The following is a 25,048-nucleotide window of genomic DNA, read 5'->3' as shown; positions in this document are numbered from 1 at the left end:
TGGCACGAACCGCTGGAAGTGACGGCGTGTTCAAGCGCTGCGGGGTTCTCATCCAGCCCTACGCGGACGCCCGCTTCGTCAGCCGGCTGCTCAGCTCCGCGCTGGCGTGGCTGCTCGTGCTCTTCTCGATCGCCTCGCTCGTGGAGCCCCTCGCCGGCCGGCTCGCGATGGCGCTCCTGATGCCGGTCCTGCTGCTCGGGTCGCTGCTCGTGCTGCTCTGCGTGGCGTGCCTGCTCTACGCGCCGCTCGCCTGGCTCTGGGCGGCGGTGGGCTCGTCCGGCGCCGCCGTCGTCCGGGTGAGCAACGCGCTGTGCATCGAGCGCCCCGGCGATCGCAGCTCGTTCCCGCTCCTCTCGCTCACGAGCGCGCGCCTGGCGAGCTCCGGCGGCGAGGTCGCCCTGCGGACGGACGACGGCGATGTGATCCGCGTGCGCGTCGACGACCCGGCCGACGCGGAGCAGCTGATCGGCGCGATCGCGGCCGGCCGGGCGCAGGGCACGTGGAGTGTCCGGCTGTACGACGACGTCCCGCCGCCGCTCCGGCGCAGCCTGTTCGTCGGGCTCGCGGCGCTCATGTCGCTCCTCTGCTGGTCGGTGCTCGATCCGGACGTCGCGCTCTCGCTCGGCGTCGTCACGGGCGCCTCGGCGTGGGGGCTCGCCGCGCTCCTCCGGGAGGGCTCCGCGCACCGCGTGCTGGTGGCTGGCAGCGACGGGCTCTCGCTGCGGGACGACGCGGGCGAGCGCTTCATCCCCTACGCCTGCATCGAGCGGATCGACGAGACCGCGCTCGGGGTCGAGCTCGTGCTCGCGGGGGGCGCGCAGGTCCCGCTCACCATCGTGCCGCCGCAGCTCCTGCGCGATCCCAGCGAGACGGGGCTCAGCATGGTGCTCGCCGAGCGGCGCCGCGAGCACCTGCTCGCGCTGCTGCGCGAGCGGAGCGGGCGCGGCGACCCCGATCCGGCGCGCGTGGGCGCGCTCCTCGAGCGCCGCGGCCTGCCGGCGCCGGCGTGGCGCGCGGCGCTGCGCTGCCTCGTGAGCGAGGCCGGCGCCGACTACCGCACGGCGAAGCTCACGCGGGAGCAGGCGTACGCGGTGCTCGAGGACGGCGGCGCGCCGGCCGAGCTCCGCATCGGCGCCGCGCTCGCGCTCTCCTCGTCGCGCGACGACGAGACCGCGGCGCGGCTGCGGATCGCGGCCGAGGGCTGCGCGAGCCGCGACGTGCGGCTCGCGATCGAGCAGGCGGCCGAGGGTGAGGTCGACGACTGGACGCTCGAGCGGGCGCTCTCGTCCTCGAGCGCGGGTCCGCTCCCGGCGCTGCGCTCCACGGCGTCGGCGGCGTAGCGGGCCGCCGCGCCGCGCGCCGCGTGCGGCGGACCCGCGCCGGGGGCGTCGCCGGCGCTGGCCTCGCGGGCGGGCGAGGTGGTTGATTTCTTCTCGCCTTCCGGCCTTCCTGTTCTCAGAACTCTCTCACGAGGACGCGCGGCGCCTGTGGCCCGTGTCCAGCCGAGCTCTGGCGGGCGCCTGCTGCGCCCCTGGTCTCCGAGGTAGCCTCTGATGGAAGGCCCGATCCAGGATCCTTACGCTTCGGTCGCCGTTCACGCGCCGCGCCCCGCGGCGCGCGCAGGCCGCGCTGCGCGGATCGCGCTGCTCGTCGTCGCGCTCCTCGCGTCGGCCGGGTTCGGCGCGCTCGTGGTGGCGCCGCGCCTCCGCGCGCCCGCGCCGGAGAGCGGGGTCGTCGTGCGGCCGTCTCCCGCGCTCCTCGTCGCGATCCGCGACCTCGCGCGGCTCGAGACCACGGAGGTTCACGTCGAGAAGGTCGTGGATCTGGCCGACCGCCAGAGCCGTCTCTTCGGCCTGGTGCGGGCGACCGACGCCCTCCTGCTCGTCGCCGTCGGGCACGTCACCATCGGCGTCGACCTCGCGCGGCTCGGCGAGGACGACATCGCGATGGACCCGGAGACCGGCGTCGCCCGGATCACGCTGCCGGTGCCCGAGGTCTTCTCGACGCGGCTCGACGAGGACGGGACGTACGTCTACACGCGGACGACGAGCCTGCTCGCGCGGCGCAACGAGCAGCTCGAGTCGCGCGCCCGGAAAGAGGCGACGGAGGCGATCGAGAAGGCCGCGCTCGAGGGCAACGTGATGGCGCGCGCGAAGGCGCAGGCCGAGCGGCAGCTCACGGCGCTCGCGACGCAGCTCGGCGCGAAGCGCGTGGAGATCCGCTGGCGCGACGCGGGCGTCGGCGGAGACTGACGCGAGGGGATGTCAAGGCCGAGCACCTGGGCTGCTCCGTTCTCCCGCGCCCACCGGCAGAACCAGCCGAAGCCGCACCCGAGGTCCGCCACGCGCAACCTCGCCAGGTCGGGCACGAGGGCACGCAGGGCCGGCCACTCCGGCGCCCCCTCGAGGCCCTCGACGGAACGGCGGAGCTGGGAATAGGCCTCGAAGAAGACGGGATCGTCGTAGATGTTCTGGGTCACGGCCGCGCGCCTCCGTGAACGGTGCAAATAGCTGATTCGAGCCTTGCTGTCGTCGGGTCCGGGGGCTGTCAGGTCGCCACGGGGTGCGCCTCGGAGGATTCAAGAGGTGCTCTGGGCGGTGTGCAGATGTCGTGTTCCGAGCGCGCTCCCGGAGGTCTCCGGGATGTCACCGTCGGGCCACATGGCCCGAGCCTGGGTCGGTCAGGAGGCCGCTTGTGGGAGTATTCCGGCTGACCATGACGCGCCGCGAGGACACGTCGACACCCCTTGAACGCGCTCAGGCGGGCACGACCGTTACGATGGAATGGCACCGCATACATCGAGATGTCCTGCGCCTGGCACAGCGTTGCGGTCATTGCGCGTCTGGGCACGTGAGACCGACTTGAGCACACGAGACCCGATTTGAAATTGACCTGTACAGCACGGCTGTACACGAGGGTGGACGCCACGAACCGCTTGATTTTCGGAGCGCTTTTGCTCATTCTATCCACCCAAGAGGACGTTCCTCGCCTCGCGCAGCGCTTGCCTGCGGGCGACGTGGTCAGAAAAGTTCGATAGCAGCAATCCCATTGACCTATCGGACGTCGCCTCTGCAATCGGAAGCTCGAAGCCTATTGCTTCGATCCAACGGGAACCAGAGCTAAACCTTCTCTCTCACCACCTTCATCGTGAACCATGAAACTTCGACTCTCAAGCTTCATCGCGGCAGCCATCGTCGCTATCCTGTCACCGCTCGCAGGCTGCAGCGACAACCCTGATGATACAGGCGTCGGAGGCGCCGGCGGCTCGGATGGTAGCGGGGGCTCGGGTGGCGGCGTGACCTCGGTGGGCACCACTGGCTCGACCAGCGCGAGCACCAGCGCGACCAGCGGCACCGGCGGCGGCTCGACCGGCACTGGCAACGAGATCGCACCGACGTTCGCTACGGTGAAGTCCGTCATCCAGATGGCTTCTTGTTTCGGGGCGGGTTGTCATAACGACGAGATGAACCCCCTGGACTTGCAGATCGACGAAGAGCTGCGCGCGAGGATGGTCTCGCACATCTCCGAGGCGTGCGGCGGAATCCCGATCGTGAATCCTGGCAAGCCGGAAGAGAGCGCCCTCATCAAGATCCTGAAGGGGCCGTGCGGCGATACGCCGCGGATGCCCATCGAGTGCGTCAACGAAGGGGATGCCAAGTGCGTACCCGACGACTACATCCAGGCGATGGCGCAGTGGATCGCCGACGGCGCGCTGGAGTAGCAGGGCCTGGCGAGTAGCCGCCGACGGGGGGGCGGCGCTCCACAGGCAGAGGCCCGCCGCCCCCCCTGGATAGCCGATCCCGATCCGGGAACGGCGACACGCCGGCGCTTCCAGGCGCCTGGACATGAAGCTACAGTCCGGCCTCTCCGTACGCTCCGGGACGATCGCGCCGACCTGGGCGATCGTCTACGGCTCTCCGATCGCGCCTGCCGGGTATGCGGCGTGACCAGGTCCGGGCGTGTCCACCGTGTTCGTCTCGAAGGCCCAGCTGCCGCCCGGCGGAACTTCGACTGAGCCGCTGGCGAACGCCACGCCGAGCGGACGCCCGACGCGGTTGACCGAGAAGACCGTGGCGGAGGGATCGCTCACCGCCACGTCGAGCCCGTTGTGGAGCGTGCCCGTGTACGCCGTGCCGGCGTCACCAGCGACGGCCTTCACTTCGCTGATGGTGAGGCCATCGATGGGAACGACGTCGAGGGCGAAGTAAGGGCACCGATAGATGACGTATCCCACGTCCTCGATCGCGATGTCCGCCGGCAAGTCCGTCACCGCGGCCATGCTCACGTCACCTGGACCCACGCACGCAGCGATGGTGTCCGAGCCATCCGTGAGTCGATAGAAATGCTGCGTGAGCAACCCGTTGATGCCAGCTGCCAGGGCCTGCTGGCTCCTGTCGTAGAGCTCGACGGCAACGGCAGCGTGGCACGCCGGGGTGTCGCCGTCGTTCCTCAAGGCGGCATAGATCTCGGTGCTTGTCGGTCCTTTGCGAAGGGTCAGCGCGATCACGTTGAGCACGCCGTTCCCGCCGGGGCGCGCCATGACGGTGAGGTCTTCCGGAACGATGAGCGCGTCGTCACCGACGTCCCCGCCCACGTCGACAGCGTCGCTCGCCTCGCTCGAGCAGGCCAGCGGGAGGAGAAGAGCAGCAGGGATGAGGAGACGCTTCGCCAGCATGAACATGAGGTGGGGTGCCCAGCCCATCGCTGTCCGCCATCGCCGGGCAGCGCGGGGCCCCGGAGTGAAGCTCATCGTGGAGCGCGGCGACGCCGCGGCGCCCGCGGTCATCGCCGCCGCACAAACGCAAAGACCTCTTCGGTGAGAAGAGGTCTCTGGATCCCAGCTCGTCCGCGTGTTCAGGCGCTCGCCCCGAGGTTGCTCAGGCCTTGAGCTCCGTGAACCCGCCCGGGTTGTGGATCTTGGCGCCGGCGACCGCGCCCTTGCCACCGATGAATTCTTCCGTCTTGTCGGAATAGCCGAAGTGGGTCACTTCCGCGCTGCCGCCCTTCGCAGGGAAGCCATCCGGACCCGCCTTCACGCCCATGGCGTTCATGATGTTGACGAAGTACTTGTTGATCGGCGCGTTGCCAACCTTCGGATCGGTCCCGGTGGCCTGATTGACACCGTTGACCATGCCGGTGCCATTGGCGCACTGCGACATGCTGTTGCCGTTGGTCGGGGTCGACCCGGGGTCGACGTTGATGATCTGACCGGTCTTGAAGTAACCGCCGGCGCTGCCCGCCTGGATGATCGGCGCGTTGTTGAGGTTGTGCGCGTTGCCGTCCGACATCTCGTTGAACCAGATGACCGCGCTGCTGTCGAGGACCGTCGACCCATTCCCCTGGGGGATGCTGTCGAGCATGCCGACGAGCTTCGCGAACTTCTGCGCGTAATACGCGTCGACCTTCAGGAGCATCTCGATCGCGTTGGGTAGGCAGTTGCCGCTCATGCCTGCGTTGTCGAGGCGGTGCGACAGGGAGTGCGACTCCATGGTGATGTCGAGCCCGCTGAAGTTGTAATTCCCCGGGTACTTCAGGAAGATCACGGGGTTGGCGTTGCAGGCGGCCGCGAGGGCTGCGATGGCCGAATAGATGTCCGCTCCGTCCAGATCGCCGGCGACCTTGGTCGTGAGGACGTCCCTGCCAAAGCCGCCTCCACCCGCCTTGGAGACGTTGTCTGCCGTCGCGCCGAGCATCGCGCCGAGCTCCTCGTTGCACTGCGCGGAGACCATCACGTTCCCCGTCGAGTTGAGGAGCTCCTTCCAGGCCGCGAGCTTCCGCCTGTCGGCGCTGCTCATGTCGAACCGCTCGAGCGTCTGCAGATCATCCTTCACGAGGTCGAGGACGCTCTTGCCGCGGATCGCCGCGTAGGTGTCCGGAGACATCGGCTCCCCCGCCTGGAAGAGGCCCGTGAGGCCGCTGAAGGCCTGCGACGCGTTGAGGCCGCTGAACATCGTCTCGGCGGCGGAGTAGGAGATCGCCGACTGAGCGCTGTCCCGCTGACCAGCCGTGTTCAAGAGCAGCGGAGTGCCTTGCGGGCTGAGCTGCTGGGCCATGACGTGATCCAGCGACGGGCCGACGGCCTTTGCGTTGAACTTCGTCGCCTGGTTGAAGCTGAACGGGTCGTTGCTGTTCGGCGTGACCGGCTGGCAGGTGAAGAACGACCCCACGATCTGCGTGTGGGAGTCGTTCCCCTGTCCACGCGACATGTTGGCGGTCCACTCGTTCATGGAGCGGATGCCGCGCGGCATGAGGAGCTTCTTCGCGTAGGGGGCGAGGGGCGCGAGGCTCGTCGGCTCGAGGTCCGCGGCCGTGAGCTCGCCCTGGGTCTTCGTGGGGAACCACTTGTTCGTGATGCACCCGTAGTGCGTGAACATCACGATGAGCGACTTGCCCGACGCGGGGGTGTCGCCCCTCGCGCTGCGTTCCCACACGGAGCTGAGAAACGGCGCAGCCAAGACTGCTCCGCCCATGCCACGAAGGAAGATTCTTCGGTTCAGTTTCGTGTTCATGTTCGACATTCCTCAGCTTCTACTGCGTTTCGCGGACTCGCACGTTGAACGAGTCCGATTGAGTGAGATCGGCCATCAGATCGAGAACGGTGTAGCCGCCCTGCGACAGCTTCATGTCGAGCTGGTCGACGAGGCACTTGTCGTTCCCGTTCGGGTCCCGGCCATAAGCATACGAGATCCACGCCTGAGCGTAAAGCTGCTTGGCCTTCTGCGTCTGAGCGATCTCCTGCATGAGCTGCAACGGAGAGGTGATCTCCTTCACCTTGCCGTCGCCGAAGTCGATCGTGTTGGTCGTGACGCTCGCGTCGATCGCGCCGCCGCGAGGATCGGTCGTTTGCACCTTCCCGATGCCGTCGAAGCCCTCCATCACGAAGCCCGGCGGGTTGATGACCGAGTGGCAGCCCTTGCAGCTCTCCGGCTTGGTCAGCTCCTCGACGTACGCGCGCTGCGTCTCGAACTCGCCGTCGACGGTCAGCATGGTGGCGCCGGGGAGGGGCGGACCCGGGTTGACGCCGAGCATGTACGTCGTGATGAACGCGCCTCGGAGGATCGGGCTCGTCGCGTTGTAGCCCGAGTAGGAGCTCAAGAACCCGACGCGGGTCAAGAAGCCAGGCCGCTCGTTCGAGTCGAGCTCCACCTTGGTCAGCTCGGTGCCGTACATCGCGGGATCGAGCCCGTAGATCGCCGCGTTGTCCTTGTTGACGAAGGCGACGTTGCTGAGGAGGAGGTCCTCGAACGAGCCGCCCCCGAACGCCACCTCTTCGAAAAAGGCGTTGAGCTCGGCCTGCCAGCTCGGCTTCGCGGCCGCGGAGTAGAGCGGATACGTCTCGGTGTCGTGATCGCCCTTCCACCAGTGCGCGCTCCCGTTGTCCATCTGCGCCCAGTTGCGGTGGAACGCCGTCACGAGCGGACCGGTCTTCTCGCGCACGGCGATCATCCGCTGCGCCTGCTCCAGGATCTGCTCCTTGGTCTGGAGCTGGTCGCCGTCGGCCGCCGCGTTCAGGATGTCGTCCGGAGCGGAGCCCCAGAGCAAATACGAGAGCCTCGTCGCCGCCTCGTGGCTGGAGAGCTTGATGCCCCTGCCCGACGGATCCGGGGTGGTCGTCAGCTCGGGGAGCATGAGGAACGAGGGCGACACGAGGAAGGCGAGCAGCGTCGTCTCGGCGACCTCCTCGGGCGTCCCTGCCGGCGTCGTCTGGCCCAGCTTCAGGAAGCGCGCCACCTCCTCATCGGTCAGCGGGCGACGGAACGCCTTGCGGCCGAAGGTCTTGATGGTCTGCTCCAGGCAACCGCTCGCCGCAGGGTCACAGCTGATGAACTTGGACTTGTTCGGCCCAGCCATCACGTCTTTGGCGATCTGCGCGGCGACATCTTGATAGATGCCCCACGCGGGAGGGGTCATGGGGCCATCGAAGTCGTCGACGAGCAACTCAGACGGCAGCTTCCTGTCGGCACCAACGCCGGTGACGCCGAGGAGGTCCCGCACCGTGTTGTCGTACTGCCGGTTCAGCATGCGGGGGATCTGGGTCGTCGCCGGAATGCCGGGGACGCAGGTGTCCGGCGGCGGTAGTGTCGGCCCCCCCGAGTCGTCGCCGCCGGCGCCGCCGCCGGGGGTCTCCCCGTCGTCGTCGACACCGTCCGCGATGCTGCCGGTGCAGCCCGCGAAGAAGGGTGTTGAGGTGAGAAAAATTGTCGTACCGATGTACGAGAGGTGTCTTAACGTTCGCATCCGCATGCGCCTCCTATTCCCGGTCCGTTTCGAAGTGATCACCGGTGCGGATCGAAAGCCGTGGAGGAGCCCGATGCTTGCCGTCGGCGGATCACCGGCGTGACGCCGACCACTTCCTAATCACCGGCGTGACGCCGAGCGCTTCCTTCGGAGACGTCATAGTGAAGCGCCGTCGTACGAGCGGCGCGCCGATACCCGCTTCGAGCTTCGGAGGCCGTGCCCCCACCGAGCGAGGCGGCGGCGCGCACGGGGCGCTGGCTCACGATGGCGCCGCGGACTTCGGGTTTGCGATGGCTCGTCCTGTCGTCGCGAGCGAGCGGCCGCTCGCCAGCTCGCGCGGCTGCGCTCCGAGAGATCCGGCGATCTGCCGGCGCAGCGGGCAGCCGGTGAGCCCAGCGGCCGTCCACTGCATGGAGGCGTGGCCCGCGCTCTGAATCAGGGCGTCTCGTGGAACACGCGCAGCGCGCCGTGCGCCGTGGGTCAGGCGCGCGTCGGCCGCACGCCGGCGAGCCACCTTCGATCTAGAACTCCATCCGCGAGTCATATCAAACGAAAACGTCGGGCCCGAGAGACACGGGGATGCCGGACAGCGTCAACAGGACGGAGCGCCGGTATCGAGCAGCCGGCCACTGCAGGAGGAGCGACCGACGGGCTCGTTGGGCCTCAAAGGGCCGGCGCATCTGGCGCGAACGGACTTCTCTCGCGAAATCAGTGCACCCGGAAATGTGCAGCCATGTCACGCTGGCCTCGACTCGTCTGCACGACGCGCTGCGGCGGCGTCAACGCGGCGACCCTCGATACGGCGAATCAAGACGTGCTGCTCGGCGTCGGGGACAGGCGCTGAACGTGACCCCCGCGCGTCGCGGGCTCGTCGAGCGACCGTGGCGGTGGGCGCTGAATCCGTGCGACGATGCGCGAGGAGCCGCCCGCGCCGCGAGGCCTGGCGGCGGGGCGCAGAGCGACGTCGAGTACGGCTGGAGAGGAGGAGCAGATGACCGATTCATCAGAGGAGGCTCGAGTCACCGAGGTGGCCGATGGCGTCTACCAGCTCCACACCCCGGTGGGGGAGGGCAAAGCTGGGTTCTCGTTCAACCAGTATCTCCTGGTCGACGACGCGCCGCTGCTCTTCCACACCGGCCCGCGCCGCCTCTTCCCGACGGTGCGCGCGGCGATCGCGCGGGTGATGCCGGTCGAGCGGCTCCGCTACGTGGCGTTCTCCCATTGCGAGTCGGACGAGTGCGGCTCCATGAACGAGCTGCTCGCCGCCGCCCCGCAGGCGGCGCCGGTGTGCGGGCGGATCGCCGCGATGGTCGACGGGGACCTGTTCGACCGCGCGCCGCGGGCGCTCAGGGACGGCGAGGTCCTCGAGCTGGGCCGGCGCCGGGTGCGCTGGCTCGACGCGCCCCACCTGCCGCACGGCTGGGAGTGTGGCTATCTGTTCGAGGAGTCGACCGCCACGCTGCTCTGCGGCGACCTCCTCACGCAGCCCGGGGCCGTCCACCCGGCGCTCACGCGCGACGACATCCTCGAGCCGAGCGAGGCCATGCGCCGGGCGATGGATTACTACGCGCACGGCCGGGACGCGCCCGGGCTCCTCGAGAAGCTTGCGGCCACGTCTCCCCGGCTGCTCGCCTGCATGCACGGCCGGGCGTACGAGGGGGACGGCGCCGCCCTCCTGGGCAGGCTCGCGCGCGCGCTCGCCGGCGCGGCGTGAGCGGCGCTCGTTACCTGGGAAGGGTCGGGTGGCGGGCGTGGCCCCTCTCTCTCTGAGGCGTGGGCGCGGCCCGTGGAGCGGGGAAGGGGAGCCGGCCTCCTCATCGAGGCCGGCGCGCTCTTACCTTGGCGACGATGTCTTCGTGCGGGATTCCACCTCAACGTAACCCATTCTCCCGCTCCCAGCGCTCCTGCGCCGCGATGGCGTCGTCCGCGGCGCGGACACCCGAGACGAAGAGCGCCGCGTGCGCAGGGTCGTCCAGATCGATGCCAAACCGGAGCATCACGACACGGTCGCGCGGCGGGACGGAGCGGAGGATCTCGGCGGCGGAGCGGGCGCGGCGGTGGGAGCTCATATTACGAGCATACCAGACGTCGCGGTCTGGCCGTGAGGCCAAGCGGCGGGTTCGCGCCTGGCTCAAGCTGACGAGAGCGTCCCCAGGTGACCGGGGGTGCAGTAGATGGTATCGGATAGCCGCAGGCATCTGACCACGAAGCTTCGCCCAGATGTGACCCTCGCGTCCGCAGAAGAGCGACCGCGGCGCCCGCGGAAGTCCGACCCCGGGCGCCGCGGACGTCCGAGCCTGCGTCGCCCGCGTCAGCGCATCGTCGCTGCCGCCGGCGCAGGCGGCTCGCCGGCCTCTGCCCCCGGCTTCGGGCGCGCCTCGCTCATGGCCAGCAACTCCCCCTGCCGCCACGCGTCGACATCGATGTCGAGGAAGCAGCGCACGCGCCGCGCGACCTCCATGCCGCCGTCCAACAGCCGCACGGTCGTGTCGTTGGCGACGAGCATCACTGTCTTGCCGTGGTGGAGCGACGGCGCCGACTAACGGTTTGCGTCGAAGTGCAGGAAGGCGGTCTTGTGGACGGGCACGGGCCGCCTTCGACGAGCAGGGGGGTCGGCTGTCGCCCGCGTGCCTGCCGCGGGCCGGAGGATGCCGGCGCGCGGAAGCGTCCGGCAGGCTGGCGAGCGGAGGGGGAGCGGGCCCAGCTGCAGATGCTGCGCAGGTTCGCGTTACCGCATACACTGGCCGCCCGGGCCAGGCAGACCGGGAAGGGGTTCACGATGCTCGCGCACAGGCGCCGCTCCCAGGAAGACCACGGCCGCAATTCTCACGCAGCCCGGGCGCGCCGGAGCCGCGCGTCGTGAACGACATCGACGTCCGGCTCGCCTGCGAGCCGCTCGGAGACTGCATCGTGCTGGAGCTCCTCGGGCGGGAGGCGATGGATGCGCTCTCGTCCTGGGAGGTGGTCGTCGCCATCCCCGGAGAGGTGGATCTCGCAGCGTTGCTCCGCGCCCCGGCCACGCTGGCGATCGTCGATCCGGCCGAGGGTACGGCGCGGCTCGCCCGCTTGCTCGTCATCGAGGCGAGCTTCGATCTCCGCCACGGCCGGGACCGCGTCTGCGCGCTCCGCCTCTCGGATCCTCCGTGGCTCCTCACCCAGCGCGGCGGGTACCGCGTCTTCCTCGAGAAGACCGCCGAGCAGATCGTCACCGAGGTGCTGACGGGCGCTGGCATCCCCGCGGCGGCCATCGAGCCCCGGCTCGCGGGCGCCTACCCGCTGCGACCCCAGTGCGTCCAGTACGCCGAGGCGGAGTGGGCGTACATCGAGCGCCTCCTCGCCGACGAGGGAATCTCGTACTGGTTCGAGACCACGGCCGAGGGCGAGCACCGCATCCTCTTCGGCGATGGCACGGCATCACACGACGGAATCGAGGGCGGCGCGACCCTCCCCTACGCCGGGCCCACCGGTACAGAGCTCAGCTCGCGCGCGCTCTTCTCGCTCGAGTGGGAGGAGCGGGTTGTGACCGATCGGGTCACCGTGCGGGACTTCGACGTTCAGCACCCGGGCGTCTACGTCGACGGCCACGCCGGCGGGGGGGAGCTCGGCTGGCTCGAGTATCCGGCCGGCGTCACCACGCTCGAGGCCGCGAAGGCGCGGGCGGAGCGGCGCCTCGAGCAGCTCCAGCGGGACAGGGTCACCGTGACCGGGGAGAGCGACTGCGCGCGCCTCAAGCCGGGGCGCATCGTCGAGATCGTGGGCGCGGAGGTGGAGCTCTTCGACCAGCGAATGCTCATCACCGAGGTCTCACATCGCTTCGCACGGCCGCTCCCGGACGGCGGCCGGGCAGTGCCTTACGGCAACCGGATCACGCTCAGGCCTACGAGGTCGTCGGACAGCGGCGAGCACCCACCCTATCGACCCGCGCTCCGCCCGGCGCCCGCGGTGGAGCACCTCGACAGCGCGGTGATCACCGGCCCTCCCGGCGAGGAGATCCATGTCGATGATCTCGGCCGGGTCAAGCTGCGCTTTCTCTGGGATCGCGCCGGCATCCAGGACGATCGCTCCTCGCACTGGACCCGCTGCCTCCAGATTCCGCTCGGCGCTTCGATGTTCCTTCCCCGCGTTGGCTGGGAGGTCACGGTCGGATACCTCGACGGCTCGCCCGATCGACCGTTCGTCCTCGGCCGCGTCTACAACGCGACCGCCGTCGCGCCATACCCGCTCCCGGCGGCGTCGGCGACGACCTCGTTCCAGTCCTGGAGCACGCCGAAGAGCGGGATGACCCAGGAGATCAAGATGGTCGACGATGCAGGACGACAGGAGTTCTTCATCCACGCCTCGAGGGACTTCTCGGTCAAGGTCGGCGACTCGGCGACGACCCAGGTCGACGGAGACGAAGAGCACCTCGTCGGCTTGTCGCTCACGAGCGAGGTGCTCGGCAGCCACTTCGCCGGAATCGCGGCGATGCAGACGGTCGACGTGGGGCAGGAGATGCTCCTCTCCGTCGAGGGGTCGAACCGGGAGCTCATCGGCGGGGCGGAGCTGGTCAATGTTACCGGCAACCGCGCCGTGCTGGCCGACAGCGCGTGCGTCGAGGTGATCGGCGCCCAGCATACGCTGCTCTGCAACCAATCGAACATCCACACGACCGGCGCCTGCACCCGCGTGGTGCTCGGGACCACGTCGCTCACGGGCGGCCTCGGCGTCACCGAGTCGGTGGCGGCGGCGCGCACGTATGTTTGCCGTGGCTCGCGGACGATCACCTGCGGCGGATATGCCGAGTCGGTCCTCGGCGGTAAGCGGAGCAAGGTGGGCGCGGTGAACGAGCGGGCCGCGGGCAACGCCGGCGTCAACGCGTCGAGCGGCTCGATCACGGCCGGGACCGTGGCGATCCATGCCGGCGGGAAGGTCTCGATCAGCGCGCCCATGGTGACGATCGACGTCACCGGGAGCATCGAGGCGGGCACGCTGAAGCTGGGCGGCGGCAAGCTCAAGACGGCCGGGAGCATGACCGAGGTGAGCGGCGGCACGACCACGCGATCCAGCGGAGGGAAGGTGGGCGGTTGAGCGACCGGAGCATTGTCCTTGAGATCCCCGGCGTGAGCGCCGAGGTGCGCGTTCATTCGTGCGAGATCGAGGAGCGCGTGGGCGCCCCGACGGTGGCCCATGCGCACTGCATCGCCTTCGTCGGCGGCGAGCCCTCCGAGCTCACGTCGCTCGATGTGATCGGCCGCGCCGCGACCCTCTCCCTTCACTTCCACGGCGTCGCGCGGCGCTTCGAGCTCGCGGTCGAGGCCGTCGAGGAGCGCGCCGGCCACGCGCGCCTGACCCTCGCCTCGCCCGTGGCGCGACTCGACGACACGCGCGACTACCGGGTCTTCGTGGACGAGAGCGCCACCGAGATCGCGGCGCGGGTCCTCGGCGAGCACGGGGTCCGCCTCGATCTTCGCGCCCGCCGCGCGGCGGCGAAGCGACCCCACTGCGCCCAGGTGTTCGAGAGCGATCTCGCCTTCTGCGCCCGCCTCCTCGCCGACGAGGGGATGAGCTGGTTCCCCGACGACGAGGATCCCACGCTCCTCCACGTCGCCGACGCGCCCGAGACCTTCGTCGACACGGGCGTCGCGATCCCGTGGCGCGACGAGGCGGGCCTCCTGCTCGGGCGGGCCGTGCATGCCGCGCGGCTCCGGAGGCGGGTGACGGTCGAGAAGATCGCGCTCAAGGACTACGATTTCACGCGGCCGATGCTCGATCTGAGCGGCGCCTCGGGTGACGGCGCGCTCGAGTGGCACGAGTACCCGGGTGGCTTCCGCGATCCGGACGCCGGAGGCGAGCTCGCCGCGATCCGCCGCGCCGAGCGGGACGCCGAGGCGACCGCCCTCGAGGGCGAGGCCACCGAGCCGGAGCTCCGTGCCGGCGGCGTCTTCGAGGTGACGAGCGCGCCCGAGGAGCTCGGGGAGGCGCGCTGGCTCCTGCTCTCGGTCGTGCATGAGGCGAAGGCGCAGGGCGGTCCGGCGGAGCTCCTCTACCTCGCGCGCTTCCGGGCCGTCCCCGCGCGCAGCGGCTTCCGGCCGGCGCGCGCCGCGGCCGCCCCCCGCGGCGGCGCCGGCACCGCGGTGGTCACCGGCTCGCCGGGCGAGGAGATCGCCCTCGACGAGCACGGCCGCACCCGGCTCCTGCTCCGCTGGGATCGTCACGGCAGCCCCGACGCCCGGAGCTCCGGGTTCGCCCGCGTCGCTCAGCCCCAGCTCTCGGGGGCGATTTTCAACCCCCGAGTCGGCTGGGAGCAGCTCGTCGGGTTCGGCGATCAGGGCGGAGAGATCCCGGTGATCCTCGGCCGGATGTACAACGCCGTCCAGGCGCCGCCCGCCTCGCTGCCCGCGAAGCAGGTCGAGACCCACTTCGGCACGGCGACCACGCCGGGCGGCTCGGGCGGCAATGGCCTCCGGATCAGCGACGCCGCCGGGCAGGAGGGCTTCGCGATCCAGGCCTCGGGCGACTACAAGGAGCAGACCGAGAACGACAAGGTCGTCGAGATCGCCGCGAACTACACGCACACCATCGCCGGCGAGCGGAAGGTCGTCGTCAAGGAGCGGGTCGTCGAGAAGGTCGACGGCGAGCAGTCGATGAAGGTCGGCGGCCTTCGCAAGGTAACCGTCGACTCGAACTTCGGGCTCCACGCGGCCTCCGAGACGGTCGCGGTGGGCGCCGCCCGGGTCATCCGCGCGGGGGGCGACTACATCACGAGGACGCCGACGTTCGTCCGGGTGGTGGGCGGAGCCAAGCAAGAGATAGGCATCGAGCACCAGAGCGTCTTCACCAACGGGATATCGACGCTGCTCGTCGGCGGCCCGGTGAACACGACCGGGGGTCTGTCGGAGTCGGTGGGCGTCGCCGGCGCGGCCGTGATCAAGGTCTCGGGCGCGCAGACCATCGCCACGGGCTCGTATGGCCTCACCGTGCGGGGGCTCTACGCTGAGAGCTACGCCTCGCGCAGCGCCACGGCGGCGGGCAACGTCGCGGAGAGCTTCGGCAAAGTCACCTACGCGTCGAAGGGCGCCGCCAGCATCACCGGCTCCGAGGTCGCGATCCAGGCGATCGCGAAGCTCACGATCAAGGCGCAGGGGGTGACGGTCACCATGACGCCCGCGTCGATCACCGTATCCGGCGACTACGACAGCTCGACGTCGAGCGTGGAGGAAGGGATTCACTACTATGGCTAGATCGCGCACGGTCCAGCAGTCGGCCGCCCGCCCCGCCCGGGGCAGGGCAGCGCCCCTCGGCCCGGGGCTCCACCCCGGCGTGGTGGAGATGGCCGTCGCGCGCGGCAACGGCGAGCCGCGCCCCACGTACCAGGTGCGCACGAGCGGCGGCCGTCGGCTCCTCGCGGCGCTCGATCCCGGCGTCTCGCCCGCGTTCATCGACGAGTGCATGCGCGAGGGCCGCACCGTGGTGTTCGCGGACGCGCACGGCGGTGTCGGGGGCGCCAGCGTCGCCATCCTGGGCGCGCTGCAGACCGCCTCGGCTCCGGCGCCGGACGCGCACGGCACGCTCGCGCTCGAGGGTCGTCACGTCCGGGTGCGCGCCCGAGAGACGCTGGAGCTCGAGGTGCCCGGGTCGAGCCTCCGGATCGAGCCCGGCGGCGCGGTGCGGCTCGAGGGCGACCGGCTGGTGATCGACATGGCGGCGCTCGTGCGGATCTTCTCGGCGCGGGTGGAGCTGCCGTGAGCGGCGTCGCGTTGACGATGGAGGGCGCCTTCGACCTCGTCGCAGCGCGCCTCCGCGGCGTGGAGCGGCTCGGCGAGGCCTCCGTCCTGGAGCTCGATCTGCACGGCCCGAAGGACGCGCCTGTCGCCCCCGGCGCCGTGCTCCGCAAGGCGGGCCGGGTCGTCCTCGACGCCCCGGGCGGGGCCCGGGTGATCGTCGGCGTCGTGACCCGCTTCGTCGTGATCGCGAGCGATCACGAGCACCGCCGCGCCTACCGCATGACGCTCGCATCACGCTTCGCCCTGCTCGCGCTCACCCGGAGGGCGCGTACCTTCCAGGAGCTCACGGCGCCGGAGATCGTCGAGCAGGTCGTGCGCGGGGGTGGCTACACGACCGTGCGCAAGAACCTCCGCGCCTCGTGTCCCAAGCATCGCTTCGTGGTGCAGTATCAGGAGAGCGACGCCGCCTTCGTCCGGCGCATCTGCGAAGAGCACGGGCTCTACTTCCGCTTCGAGCCGAACGGCGACGGCAACGACGAGATCTTCGTCCTTGAGGACGACTCCACCGCGGCGGAGGACGCAACCCCGGACGGCATCTCGCTCGTCCCCCGCAGCACCCTGGACGAGCCCCGGCCGGTCGCGGTGGACGCGGCGCGGCGCCTCCGGCGCGCGGTCGGCAAGGTCACCCTCCGCGACTACAACCCCGACCGGCCGCAGCTATCGCTCGAGGGCAGAGCTTCAGGCGGGATCGCGGCCGAGCAGGAGGTCGAGGTGTACGAGGCGCCCGGCGGTTTCTCCTCCCCGGGGGAGGGCGAGGCGCGGGCGCGGATACGGCTCGAGTCGCTGCGCGCCGACGCCGCGCGCGTCTCGTTCGACACGAACGCGCTCGTCCTCTCGCCCGGCGCCGGCTGCCGCCTCATCGAGCCATCGGAGGGCCATGGCGTCGTCCGGATCGCGGGCGAGCACGTCGTGACGGCGATCCAGCTCCGCTGGGAGGCCGGGGAGGGTATCTTCCGGGCCAGCGTGGACGCGATCCCGCGGCGGGTGCCCTTCCGTCTCCCGAAGATCACGCCGACACCGCGCATCCCCGGGGTGCAGTCGGCCTGGGTCACCGGCGAGCGCGGGCGGGAGATTCACCCCGACGCGCTTGGCCGCGTCCACCTCCGCTTCCACTGGGATCTGCACGGCGAGACCGACCATCGGAGCAGCCTCCCGGTGCGGGTGGTGCAGCCGCAGGCGCCGGGAGGGATGGTGGTGCCGCGCGTGGGCTGGGAGGTCTTCGTGATGTTCGAGGACGGCAATCCCGATCGCCCCGTCGTGCTCGGCCGCTCGTATAACCAGGTGCAGCCGCCGCCGCTCGCCCTGCCCGCGAACAAGACGGTGACCTCGATCGCGACCGACAGCTCACCCGGCGCGGGCTCGCGGACGGTGATCCAGATGGACGATGCCGCGGGCCGCGAGCACCTGCTCGTCCACGCGCCGTTCGCCAAAGACACAGCGGTCACGCGCAATCACACGGTGCAGACGCTCAAGAACGAGAACCTCCAGATCGGTGCGACGCTGAAGGCCGACATCGGCGGCAACGAATCGATCTCGGTGCACCTCGGCTACATGGGCAGCTACGGCTCTCGCAGCGTCACGGTGGGCGCGGCGCAGTACCAGAGCGTGGGCGGCAACTTCGTGAGCCAGGTCGGCAGCGAGACGGACGTGGTGCTCGGGATGCTGGCGGAGCAGGTGGGCAACCCCGTGAAAGGCGCCGCGAACCTCGCGGTCTCCGCCGTGCTCTCGAAGATCGGGACGAAGGGCGTCGCCGGGCAGATCGCGGCGGCCACGCTCGGCGCCGCCCGCGCCGCCTATGAGGGATACCAGGCCAGGGGCGTGGATGGCGCGCTCACCGCGGCCAAGGACAGCGCGATGGGCAGCGCCATGGCGCTCCTGCCCGGAGGCGAGGCGATCATGGCGGCGGTGAAGGGCTCGTCGCGACCGATGCCCTGGGATCACGGCCGCCCCGATCAGGGCACGGCGGCGCCCGGCGGGGGCGGCGCGGGCGCGGGCGGCGCCGAGGGCGGCCCTGCGGGGCCCGGTCCTGGCCACCGCAGCGTCGTCGCGCTCTCCTCGTATACCGAGGCGGTCGGCGCGGCGTACGCGGTGATGACCCCGGGCCCTGTCTCGTGGGTCACCGCCGGCCCGGCGACGACCCTCATCAACGGGAGCCACACGAGCAAGGCCGCGAGGGCGGGGCTGCGGGTTGGCGGCGGCCTCGGCGAGTGGCTCGGCTCGCTGAACATCAACAGCTCGGGTGTCGTCGGCCGGAACGTCACCGGGATCATGAGGTCGGACGTGACGGGCGCGCTCCGCGTCAGCGCGGGGGGCACGTACACGCTCACCGCGAAGACCGCGCTCACGCTCAAGGTGCAGGGCAACCTCCAGATCGCGGGCAGCCCGATCACCTTCAGGTGCGGCGCCTCCGAGCTCACGGCCACGCCGGGCGGCGTGAAGATCAAATCCCCCTCCATCACGATCACCGGAAGCTCGAGCCAGTCGGGCTCGCTCACGCACCGATGACGCTCTCGGTCCTCGGCCTTGGTCTGATCTCGCCCGCTGGCGCCTCGGCGCGTGATCACGTCTTCTTTCTGCGCGCCGGGGCGCCGCCGCCCTCGCCATCGCCCTTCATCGGCCCCGACGGACGCCGGATCGACGCCCGCCACTGCCCGTGGATGAAGCCCCGGAACGCCGACGCGGACCGTCTCCTCGCCCTCGCCCGGAGCGCCGCCGCCGAGGCCCTCGCCGCGCTGCCCGGAGGCGCCGCCGCGGCGGTCCCGCGCTTTCTCGTGACCCCCGCGCCACGCCCTGGCCTGCCCGAGGAGGCGCTCGCCGGGCTGGCCCGGAGCCTCGCCCCCTCGGCGCAGCGCTTCACGGGGGCGGCCGGCGCCTTCGCCGCGCTGGCGCAGATCGCAGAGCGCTTCGCGAGCCGCACGATCGGGGCCGCGCTCCTCGTCGGCGTCGACTCCTTCGCCGGCCTCGACGCGCTCGCCGAACGGCAGGCGCGGCCCCCGAGCCCCTGGCTGCTCGCGCCGCCGCCGCCGTCCGAGGGCGCGGGCGCGGTCCTCCTCGCCTCCCCGGAGCAAGCCTCGCGCTTCGGCCTCGCGGTCCTCGGCGAGATCGTCGCGAGCCGGTGCGCGCCCGGGCGCGGGACCGACGAGGACGACGAGCCCGTCGACGCCGCGGCGATGACCGCGCTCGTTCAGGGCCTGCCCGCATCGAGGCCGATCCAGGCCGTCTTCGGGCAGGGCCGCGTCGACGCGCTCCGCTGCCGCGAGTGGGAATGGACAGCGGCGCGCTCGGCCGAGCGCATCGCCTCGAGCTACTTCGGCCCCTGCCTGGAGGCGGAGGTCGGCGCGCTCGGCGCGGCGGCGGGCGCGATGAACCTCGCCTATGCCTTCGCGTCGTTCCGCCACGGCGCCGCGCCCCCCGACGCCGCCTCGTGCTTCGTGGCCTGGGCCATCTCCCGTGACGGCACCCGCGGCATCGCGCTCGGCTGCGCGCCTCCTCCGCCAGCAGGCACGACCGCGGCCGGAGCCCCGGTGCTGCTGCCGCTCGCCGTCGAGGTGACCGCGCGGCGCGTGGAGCGCGACCCCTTCGTCCCGCCGCCGGATCAGCCCGAGGAAGAGACAGACGACGAAGCGTGGCGCGACGAGGACGTCGCCGGGGCGGAGGCCGCGGCGCCCGTGGCGGCGGCGAACGACGTGGATCCGCTGCTCCCGGCGCTGCCACGCGAGATCGCCCCCGCGGAGCCGGTGCGGCTCGACCCCGAGCGCGTGATCGAGCTCGCGCTGCCCGACTTCTACGCGTCCGTCGTGGCCCACTGCGGGGAGCTCGCCGCCGCGCTCGCCCGCGATCGCCTCGAGGCCCCGCGCGCGTGGCTCCCGTCGACCGAAGCGCGGCTGCTCCGCCAGATCGACGCGATCGTCGCTGCGGGCCCGCGCGCGGTCATCGAGCTCGCCGCCTTCTGGGAGCGCTCGATCGACGACCCCTGGAGGTCGTCCGCGGCCGCGCTCGCGCTCGCGGCGTTCGCGGGCGACGACGCCCTCGCCGCGATCCACCGCGCCGTGCACCTCCTGCCGCAGGACGCCGGGGACCACGCGATCACGGTCGCCGAGGCCCTCGCGTACGCGGATCGCCCCGGCATCGAGGACCTCACGCGCGCGCTCTCCGCGTCGGCACACCCGATCGCCCGGGCCATCGGCGTGACGCTGCTCTCCTCCCGCGGCGAGATCCCGCTCGCCGCGCTCGGCGTCGCGCTCGACGACGACCACGACGCGGTGGTGCGCGCCGCGATCTGGGCCTGCGAGCGCCTGCCTGTCGCGCAGCGCGCCCGCTTCACGGAGCAGCTCTGGGATCGCTGCCGCACCGCCGCCCCGGCGGTGGCCTGGTCGGCTGCGCGCGTGCTCGCGGTGGGGGGCGAGCCCGATCTCCACCGCGACGACGCCCTCTGCGCGCGCCTCGGCCCGCGCGCGGCGGAGCTGTTCGTGCTCGCCGGCGGCCCCGCCGACTGGCCGCGCCTCGAGGCCCTGCTGGGCCGGCACCGGCCCACACGCGCGTCCCTCTCCGCCGTGGGGCGGTTCGGCTGCCCCGCGTCTTCCGACTGGCTTATCCGGCACCTCGCCGAGGAGCTCGCCGACGATGCCGCGGAGGCGCTGCGCACGCTCTTCGGCCCGCTCGTCCCGGCTGCGCGGGCGCTGGAAGCGGGCGCCTGGCGGGAGGCGCTCGCGGCGCAGCCGCTCGACCCGAGGGCGCGTTACCGGCGGGGCCGCCTCTTCTCGCCCGCGGTGGTGGCGGACGAGTGCGCCTCGGGCGAGCTCTCGCGCCTCGCCCTGGAGCAGCGCCTCGACGAGCTGCGCGCCCGCCTCCACCTGCCCGACTTCGTCGACGTGAGCGGCCCCCATGCGCGGGCCGAGGCGAACCTCACGACCTTCCTTGCCCTCGCGCGGAGCCGGGGCTGAGCGCCGCGCGCGCCCCAGAGACGAGAGAGACACCGTGGCGACGATCAACCTCAAGGCCATCGCGACGACGCAGACCAACCACTTCTCCTTCTGCCTCGTGCCGGCCATCAGCAACTCGCCGCCGACGCCTCCGGCCGGTCCGGTGCCGGCCCCGTACCTGTACGCGTCGTACTCGCGGAGCGCGGCGGACACCGACGGCCGACTCCAGGTCGCGGGCGCGCCGGTGCTCGTGAAGGGCAGCTGGATGACGGTCGTGCCGCTGGGCAACGCCCCTTCCCGGCCGACCGGCGGCGATGCCGTGACGCACGCCGTGAGCGACAAGAGCAACGTCTACACCGCGTCGACCAAGGTGATGGCCGGCGGCCGCGGCGTCGCGTGCACCGGCGACCGGGTGCGCCTCAACGTCACCTACCCCGAGGCCAAAATCGCCCAGGTCGACGGGGTGCTCCTGATGGCGACCATGGTCCGGGCCGCCGCGTACGATGGCAGCGCCGTGAATGTGATGGTGGCGCTCGATCCGATCTCGGTCGCGTCCGGCGCCGTGGTCGACGAGAACCTGGATCTCTCGGTCCCGGGCCTCATCCCGATCGACTGGAAGCGCCTCTACAGCTCCGCGCGCAACCGCGAGCACACGCCGCTCGGGCGCGGCGGCTGGACGCACGCGTACCACCAGTGGATCGACGTCGAGGACGACGTGCTGCGCCTCCGCGACGCGGACGGCGCGACGATCACCGTGCGTGGCGCGAAGCCGCGCGAGCCGGCCTTTCACCGGGGCAAGCGCCTCGTGGTCACCCGCGACCTCCGCGGCGGCGCCACCGTCTTCTCCCTCGACACGCGCCTCACGCGGACGTTCTCGCCCGCCGGCGGCGGACGCGCCTATCTCCGCGAAATCTCCAATGAATCAGGGCACAAGGTCGTCCTGGAGTACGAGGCGGAGCGGCTCGTGCGGATCCTCGACACCGCGCGCCGCACGATCGCCCTCACCCACGACGGCGACGGCCACATCGTGCGCCTCGAGGTCTTCCCTCCGGGCGGCGAGGGGGGCGCCCCGGTCCACGCCGTCTCGTTCGCGTACGGCGACGACGGCGAGCTCGTGCGGGCGACCGATCCGCTCGGCCACAGCGAGTCGTACGGCTACGACGAGCAGCGCCGCCTCACCCTGAAGACGCTCCCGAACGGCCTCTCGTTCCACTACCGCTACGACCCCGACACGGGCCGCTGCGTCCGATCCTGGGGCGACGGCGACCTCCACGCCGGCGACCTCACCTACGACCTCGAGCAGGGGATCACCCGCCTCACCGGCAACGTCGAGCCCCGCGTGTTCACCTGGCGGCTCACGGACGGCTCGGTGGTGCGCGAGGCCTCGTCCGACGGCCTCCGCGCGCAGGATCTCGAGTTCGACGACGACGGCCTGCTCGTCCAGGCCAGGGACGCGGCAGGCAACACGCTGACCTTCACGCGCGACGGGCGAGGCAACGTCACGCGCTACGCCGATCCGCTCGGCCCGGTCGTCGAGCTCGAGTACGCGGACGACCTCCTGGTGCGGCGCCGCATCGGCGGCGTGACGACCGAGCACGCGTACGATCACCGGGGCCGGCTCGCCGCGGTGAAATACGCGTCCGGCGCGTCCCTGTCGATGCAGTACGACGAGCAGGGCCGCCTCGCCGCGGTCCATGGGCCTGACGGGCTCCGCGGCGGGTTCGTCTACGACGAGCACCACAACGTCGTGGAGGAGCGCACGCCCCGCGGCGGGGTGCGCCGCTTCCGCCACGACGCGCTCGGGCGGCCGGTTGTCTACATCGATCCCCTCGGCCGGGTGACGCGCCGCGAGCTCGACGCCCTCGGCCGGACGCTCGCGCTCCACCTGCCCGACAGGACCACGCTGCGCTTCGCGTACGACGCGCTCGGCCGCCTCACGCGCCGCACCGACGCGCTCGGGCGCACCGAGACGTTCCGTTATGCCGGCCTGAGCTCTCCTGTCGAGGTGGTCTCGCCCGACGGCTCGATCTGGTCGCTCTCCTACGATCTGAACGAGCGGCTCCAGCAGGTGAAGAACCCGAAGGGCGAGACCTTCGATCTCCGCTATGACCGCTCCGGCAGGCTCCGCGAATACCGCGCCTTCGACGGCCGCGTCGCGCGGGCCTGGCACGGCAAGAACGGCCGCCTCGCGCGTGTGGAGAACCCCGACGGCACCTTCCGCGCGCTCCGCCACGACGGCATGGGCAGGATCCTGGCCGAGGAGACGCCGCACGGCGCGATCAAGGTCGAGGCGCCCGAGGATCGCACCGTCGAGTATGTCTTCGACGATCCGGCGGGCGTGGTCCGCGTGCGCATCGAGCACGACGCGCTCGGCCGCGTGGCCGCCGAGACGCAGAACGGCCGGACGATCCGCTACGAGTACGACGCCCAGAACCGCTGCACGGCGCGTCACCTGCCGACGGGGCACGTGACCCGCTACGCCTACGACGAGGAGGGCAACGTCTCGTCGATCGATCACGACGGCTACCGTGTGGACCTCCAGCGCGATCTCGCCGGAACGCTGCTGCGGAAGGTCTTCGTGGGCGCGGGTGTGGACGCGCGGCGCGAGATCGATCCGATGGCGCGCCCGACCCGCGACTGGGTCGGCGTCGCCGGGCGCACGCTCGTGGATCGCCTCTACCTGTACGACGCGGGAGGCGCGCTCATCGAGCGAAACGACATGCGCTGGGGCGTCACGCGATACCGCTACGATCCGCACGGCATGCTGCTCGACGCGAGCTCGGCGAAGGGGCGCGAGTCGTTCGAGTACGACGCCGGGGGCGCGCTGAAGCCGGCGGGCGCGGCCTGGGAGACGGGGCCCGGCGGGCTCCTGCTCCGCACCGAGGAGGCCGCGTACGCCTACGACGACGCGAACCGGCGCACCCGCGAGACGCGCTCCGACGGCGAGAGCGAGTACCTCTGGGATTGCCGCGGCCAGCTCCGCGAGGTCCGGCGCCCTGACGGCTCGCGCGTGCTGTTCGCCTACGACCCGTTCGGCCGCCGCGTCAGGAAGGAGATCGTCCCGCCGTTCTCGCCGGCCGCTCCCGGGTCGGAGGCGCCGAGGCCCCGCGTCGTCGAGTACCTGTGGGACGGCATCTGCCTCGCCGCCGAGCTCGACTCCGAGCGCGGTCTGCGCGTCTTCGTGCACGAGCCGGGGACGATGCGCCCGCTCCTCCAGCAGGAGGGCGGCGTTGTCTACGCGGTGATCACCGACCACCTCGGCACCCCGACCGAGCTCATCGGCCCCCAGGGGGAGGTCGCGTGGTCAGCGCGCCACGCGGCGTTCGGCATGGTCGTCGAGACAGCGCGCCCCGAGGGCGGCGCGCCGGTCGCGTCTCCCTTCCGGCTGCTCGGCCAGTACCACGACGAGGAGACGGACCTCTGCTACGTCCGCTACCGCTACTTCGATCCCAGGGTGGCGCGCTTCCTGAGCCCGGATCCGCTCGAGCTGCTCGGCGGCCGCAACCTCTTCGCCTTCGATGGCAGCCCGACCACGCACGCTGACCCGCTGGGCCTCGCCTGCGTCATCATCGGCAACCCGGCGAGAGACCGGTTCGTCGCCTACTGCATTGCCCGCATCGATCCGAAGCCGAACAACTATGCGATCGTGGTGCACGGGACAGCTCATCACGTGGCGGTGCCGGACGCGAACGGGATTCACTCCTTCCATACGCCGGGCCAGCTCCTGGCCATCGTCAACGCTGCCGGAAACTACAACGGCGAGGCGCTGATCACGCTCAACTCGTGCAACACGGGCCGCATGCCGAACGGCGTGGGCGCGCACGTCTCTGCCGCTTACCCCAACCGTCAGGTCTTCGCCCCGAGCGACATCGTCTGGGGTCTCGGCGAGCGGATCGCGCCTCAGAAAGGGGTGGCCAACAGCTCGAACTATGTGCCACGGCCCGGCGAGCCCGACCCCGAGCCCGACCCGGCGCGCCCCGGACAGTGGAACTCATTTTATAACGGCATGCCCCATGTCAATAACCGGCACGACCAGTACACGACGCTGCCCACGCCTCCGCCAGGCGGCTAGCCAGTCCCGCGTCGCCCCGATCGCCCCTGGTTGCGTGAGAGGTCTCGCCCAGC

At 71.2% G+C, this 25,048-nt stretch carries 15 protein-coding genes and 1 pseudogene; 10 read left to right on the top strand and 6 right to left on the bottom strand.

Annotated features, from left to right (window positions below; genetic code table 11):
* Nucleotides 1–26 precede the first annotated feature (26 nt).
* Nucleotides 27–1,340, top strand: a complete 1,314-nt coding sequence (locus WMF24_RS32565; protein WP_437731324.1) for a hypothetical protein — start codon at nt 27–29, stop codon at nt 1,338–1,340.
* A 213-nt stretch (nt 1,341–1,553) separates the two neighbouring features.
* Nucleotides 1,554–2,252, top strand: a complete 699-nt coding sequence (locus WMF24_RS32560) for a DUF4230 domain-containing protein (protein WP_437731323.1) — start codon at nt 1,554–1,556, stop codon at nt 2,250–2,252.
* Here WMF24_RS32560 and WMF24_RS32555 read toward each other — a convergent pair.
* A pseudogene (locus WMF24_RS32555) lies at nt 2,252–2,479 on the bottom strand (SAM-dependent methyltransferase); the annotation flags it as partial. The gene WMF24_RS32560 and the pseudogene WMF24_RS32555 sit on opposite strands and share 1 nt — an antisense overlap.
* 675 nt (nt 2,480–3,154) lie before the next feature.
* On the opposite strand from WMF24_RS32555, the gene WMF24_RS32550 reads away from it, so the two are divergent.
* Nucleotides 3,155–3,721 carry a hypothetical protein gene (locus WMF24_RS32550; RefSeq protein ID WP_437731322.1) on the top strand — a complete coding sequence of 189 codons (567 nt, stop codon included), beginning with the start codon at nt 3,155–3,157 and terminating at the stop codon, nt 3,719–3,721.
* Between the two features lie 186 nt (nt 3,722–3,907).
* Here the strand turns inward: WMF24_RS32550 and WMF24_RS32545 are convergent, their stop codons facing one another.
* The 3 genes from WMF24_RS32545 to WMF24_RS32535 form a co-directional block, all read right to left on the bottom strand.
* Entirely contained in the window at nt 3,908–4,675 is a 768-nt protein-coding gene (locus tag WMF24_RS32545) for a hypothetical protein (protein ID WP_437731321.1), read from the bottom strand.
* A 202-nt stretch (nt 4,676–4,877) separates the two neighbouring features.
* Nucleotides 4,878–6,455 (bottom strand): DUF1552 domain-containing protein, encoded by a 1,578-nt coding sequence (locus WMF24_RS32540; RefSeq protein WP_437731320.1) that lies wholly within the window; start codon nt 6,453–6,455, stop codon nt 4,878–4,880.
* A gap of 73 nt (nt 6,456–6,528) precedes the next feature.
* On the bottom strand, nt 6,529–8,244 hold the full coding sequence (locus WMF24_RS32535) for a DUF1592 domain-containing protein (protein ID WP_437731319.1): 1,716 nt from the start codon (nt 8,242–8,244) through the stop codon (nt 6,529–6,531).
* Between the two features lie 985 nt (nt 8,245–9,229).
* On the opposite strand from WMF24_RS32535, the gene WMF24_RS32530 reads away from it, so the two are divergent.
* Nucleotides 9,230–9,952, top strand: coding sequence for an MBL fold metallo-hydrolase (locus WMF24_RS32530; protein WP_437731318.1), 723 nt, complete (start codon nt 9,230–9,232; stop codon nt 9,950–9,952).
* Nucleotides 9,953–10,109: 157 nt separating this feature from the next.
* Here the strand turns inward: WMF24_RS32530 and WMF24_RS32525 are convergent, their stop codons facing one another.
* Both WMF24_RS32525 and WMF24_RS32520 read right to left on the bottom strand, forming a co-directional pair.
* A complete protein-coding gene (locus WMF24_RS32525; protein ID WP_437731317.1) occupies nt 10,110–10,307 on the bottom strand; it encodes a hypothetical protein in 198 nt (65 codons plus the stop codon).
* Between the two features lie 242 nt (nt 10,308–10,549).
* Nucleotides 10,550–10,747, bottom strand: a complete 198-nt coding sequence (locus tag WMF24_RS32520) for a hypothetical protein (RefSeq protein WP_437731316.1) — start codon at nt 10,745–10,747, stop codon at nt 10,550–10,552.
* Nucleotides 10,748–11,097: 350 nt separating this feature from the next.
* Here WMF24_RS32520 and WMF24_RS32515 point away from each other — a divergent pair, with 350 nt between their 5' ends.
* Genes WMF24_RS32515 through WMF24_RS32490 form a run of 6 tightly spaced genes read left to right on the top strand, consistent with a single transcriptional unit; the run spans nt 11,098 to nt 24,995 of the window.
* Nucleotides 11,098–13,305 carry a type VI secretion system Vgr family protein gene (locus tag WMF24_RS32515; RefSeq protein WP_437731315.1) on the top strand — a complete coding sequence of 736 codons (2,208 nt, stop codon included), beginning with the start codon at nt 11,098–11,100 and terminating at the stop codon, nt 13,303–13,305.
* The gene (locus WMF24_RS32510; protein WP_437731314.1) at nt 13,302–15,458 is read left to right on the top strand and encodes a type VI secretion system Vgr family protein; all 2,157 of its coding nucleotides are present in this window, start codon (nt 13,302–13,304) and stop codon (nt 15,456–15,458) included. Before WMF24_RS32515 ends, WMF24_RS32510 begins: the two co-directional genes overlap by 4 nt.
* On the top strand, nt 15,451–15,963 hold the full coding sequence (locus WMF24_RS32505) for a hypothetical protein (RefSeq protein WP_437731313.1): 513 nt from the start codon (nt 15,451–15,453) through the stop codon (nt 15,961–15,963). Before WMF24_RS32510 ends, WMF24_RS32505 begins: the two co-directional genes overlap by 8 nt.
* Complete coding sequence (locus tag WMF24_RS32500) at nt 15,960–18,506, top strand: type VI secretion system Vgr family protein (RefSeq protein WP_437731312.1); 2,547 nt, start codon at nt 15,960–15,962, stop codon at nt 18,504–18,506. Before WMF24_RS32505 ends, WMF24_RS32500 begins: the two co-directional genes overlap by 4 nt.
* On the top strand, nt 18,503–20,944 hold the full coding sequence (locus tag WMF24_RS32495) for a hypothetical protein (protein ID WP_437731311.1): 2,442 nt from the start codon (nt 18,503–18,505) through the stop codon (nt 20,942–20,944). Before WMF24_RS32500 ends, WMF24_RS32495 begins: the two co-directional genes overlap by 4 nt.
* A 34-nt stretch (nt 20,945–20,978) precedes the next feature.
* The gene (locus WMF24_RS32490; protein WP_437731310.1) at nt 20,979–24,995 is read left to right on the top strand and encodes an RHS repeat-associated core domain-containing protein; all 4,017 of its coding nucleotides are present in this window, start codon (nt 20,979–20,981) and stop codon (nt 24,993–24,995) included.
* The last annotated feature ends 53 nt before the right edge of the window (nt 24,996–25,048 follow it).

Origin of the sequence: Sorangium sp. So ce1335, assembly GCF_051521615.1 — a bacterium.
Taxonomy (GTDB): Bacteria; Myxococcota_A; Polyangia; order Polyangiales; family Polyangiaceae; genus Sorangium.
Note: the sequence above shows the minus strand (reverse complement) of the source record. Positions and strands in the feature narration are given on the sequence as shown.

Bases quoted from the DNA above. Each gene is read 5' to 3' on its own strand.
- WMF24_RS32560 (WP_437731323.1), top strand. From the start codon at position 1,554: ATGGAAGGCCCGATCCAGGATCCTTACGCTTCGGTCGCCGTTCACGCG.
- WMF24_RS32550 (WP_437731322.1), top strand. From the start codon at position 3,155: ATGAAACTTCGACTCTCAAGCTTCATCGCGGCAGCCATCGTCGCTATC.
- WMF24_RS32545 (WP_437731321.1), bottom strand. From the start codon at position 4,675: ATGCTGGCGAAGCGTCTCCTCATCCCTGCTGCTCTTCTCCTCCCGCTG.
- WMF24_RS32535 (WP_437731319.1), bottom strand. From the start codon at position 8,244: ATGCGGATGCGAACGTTAAGACACCTCTCGTACATCGGTACGACAATT.
- WMF24_RS32530 (WP_437731318.1), top strand. From the start codon at position 9,230: ATGACCGATTCATCAGAGGAGGCTCGAGTCACCGAGGTGGCCGATGGC.
- WMF24_RS32525 (WP_437731317.1), bottom strand. From the start codon at position 10,307: ATGAGCTCCCACCGCCGCGCCCGCTCCGCCGCCGAGATCCTCCGCTCC.
- WMF24_RS32505 (WP_437731313.1), top strand. From the start codon at position 15,451: ATGGCTAGATCGCGCACGGTCCAGCAGTCGGCCGCCCGCCCCGCCCGG.
- WMF24_RS32495 (WP_437731311.1), top strand. From the start codon at position 18,503: ATGACGCTCTCGGTCCTCGGCCTTGGTCTGATCTCGCCCGCTGGCGCC.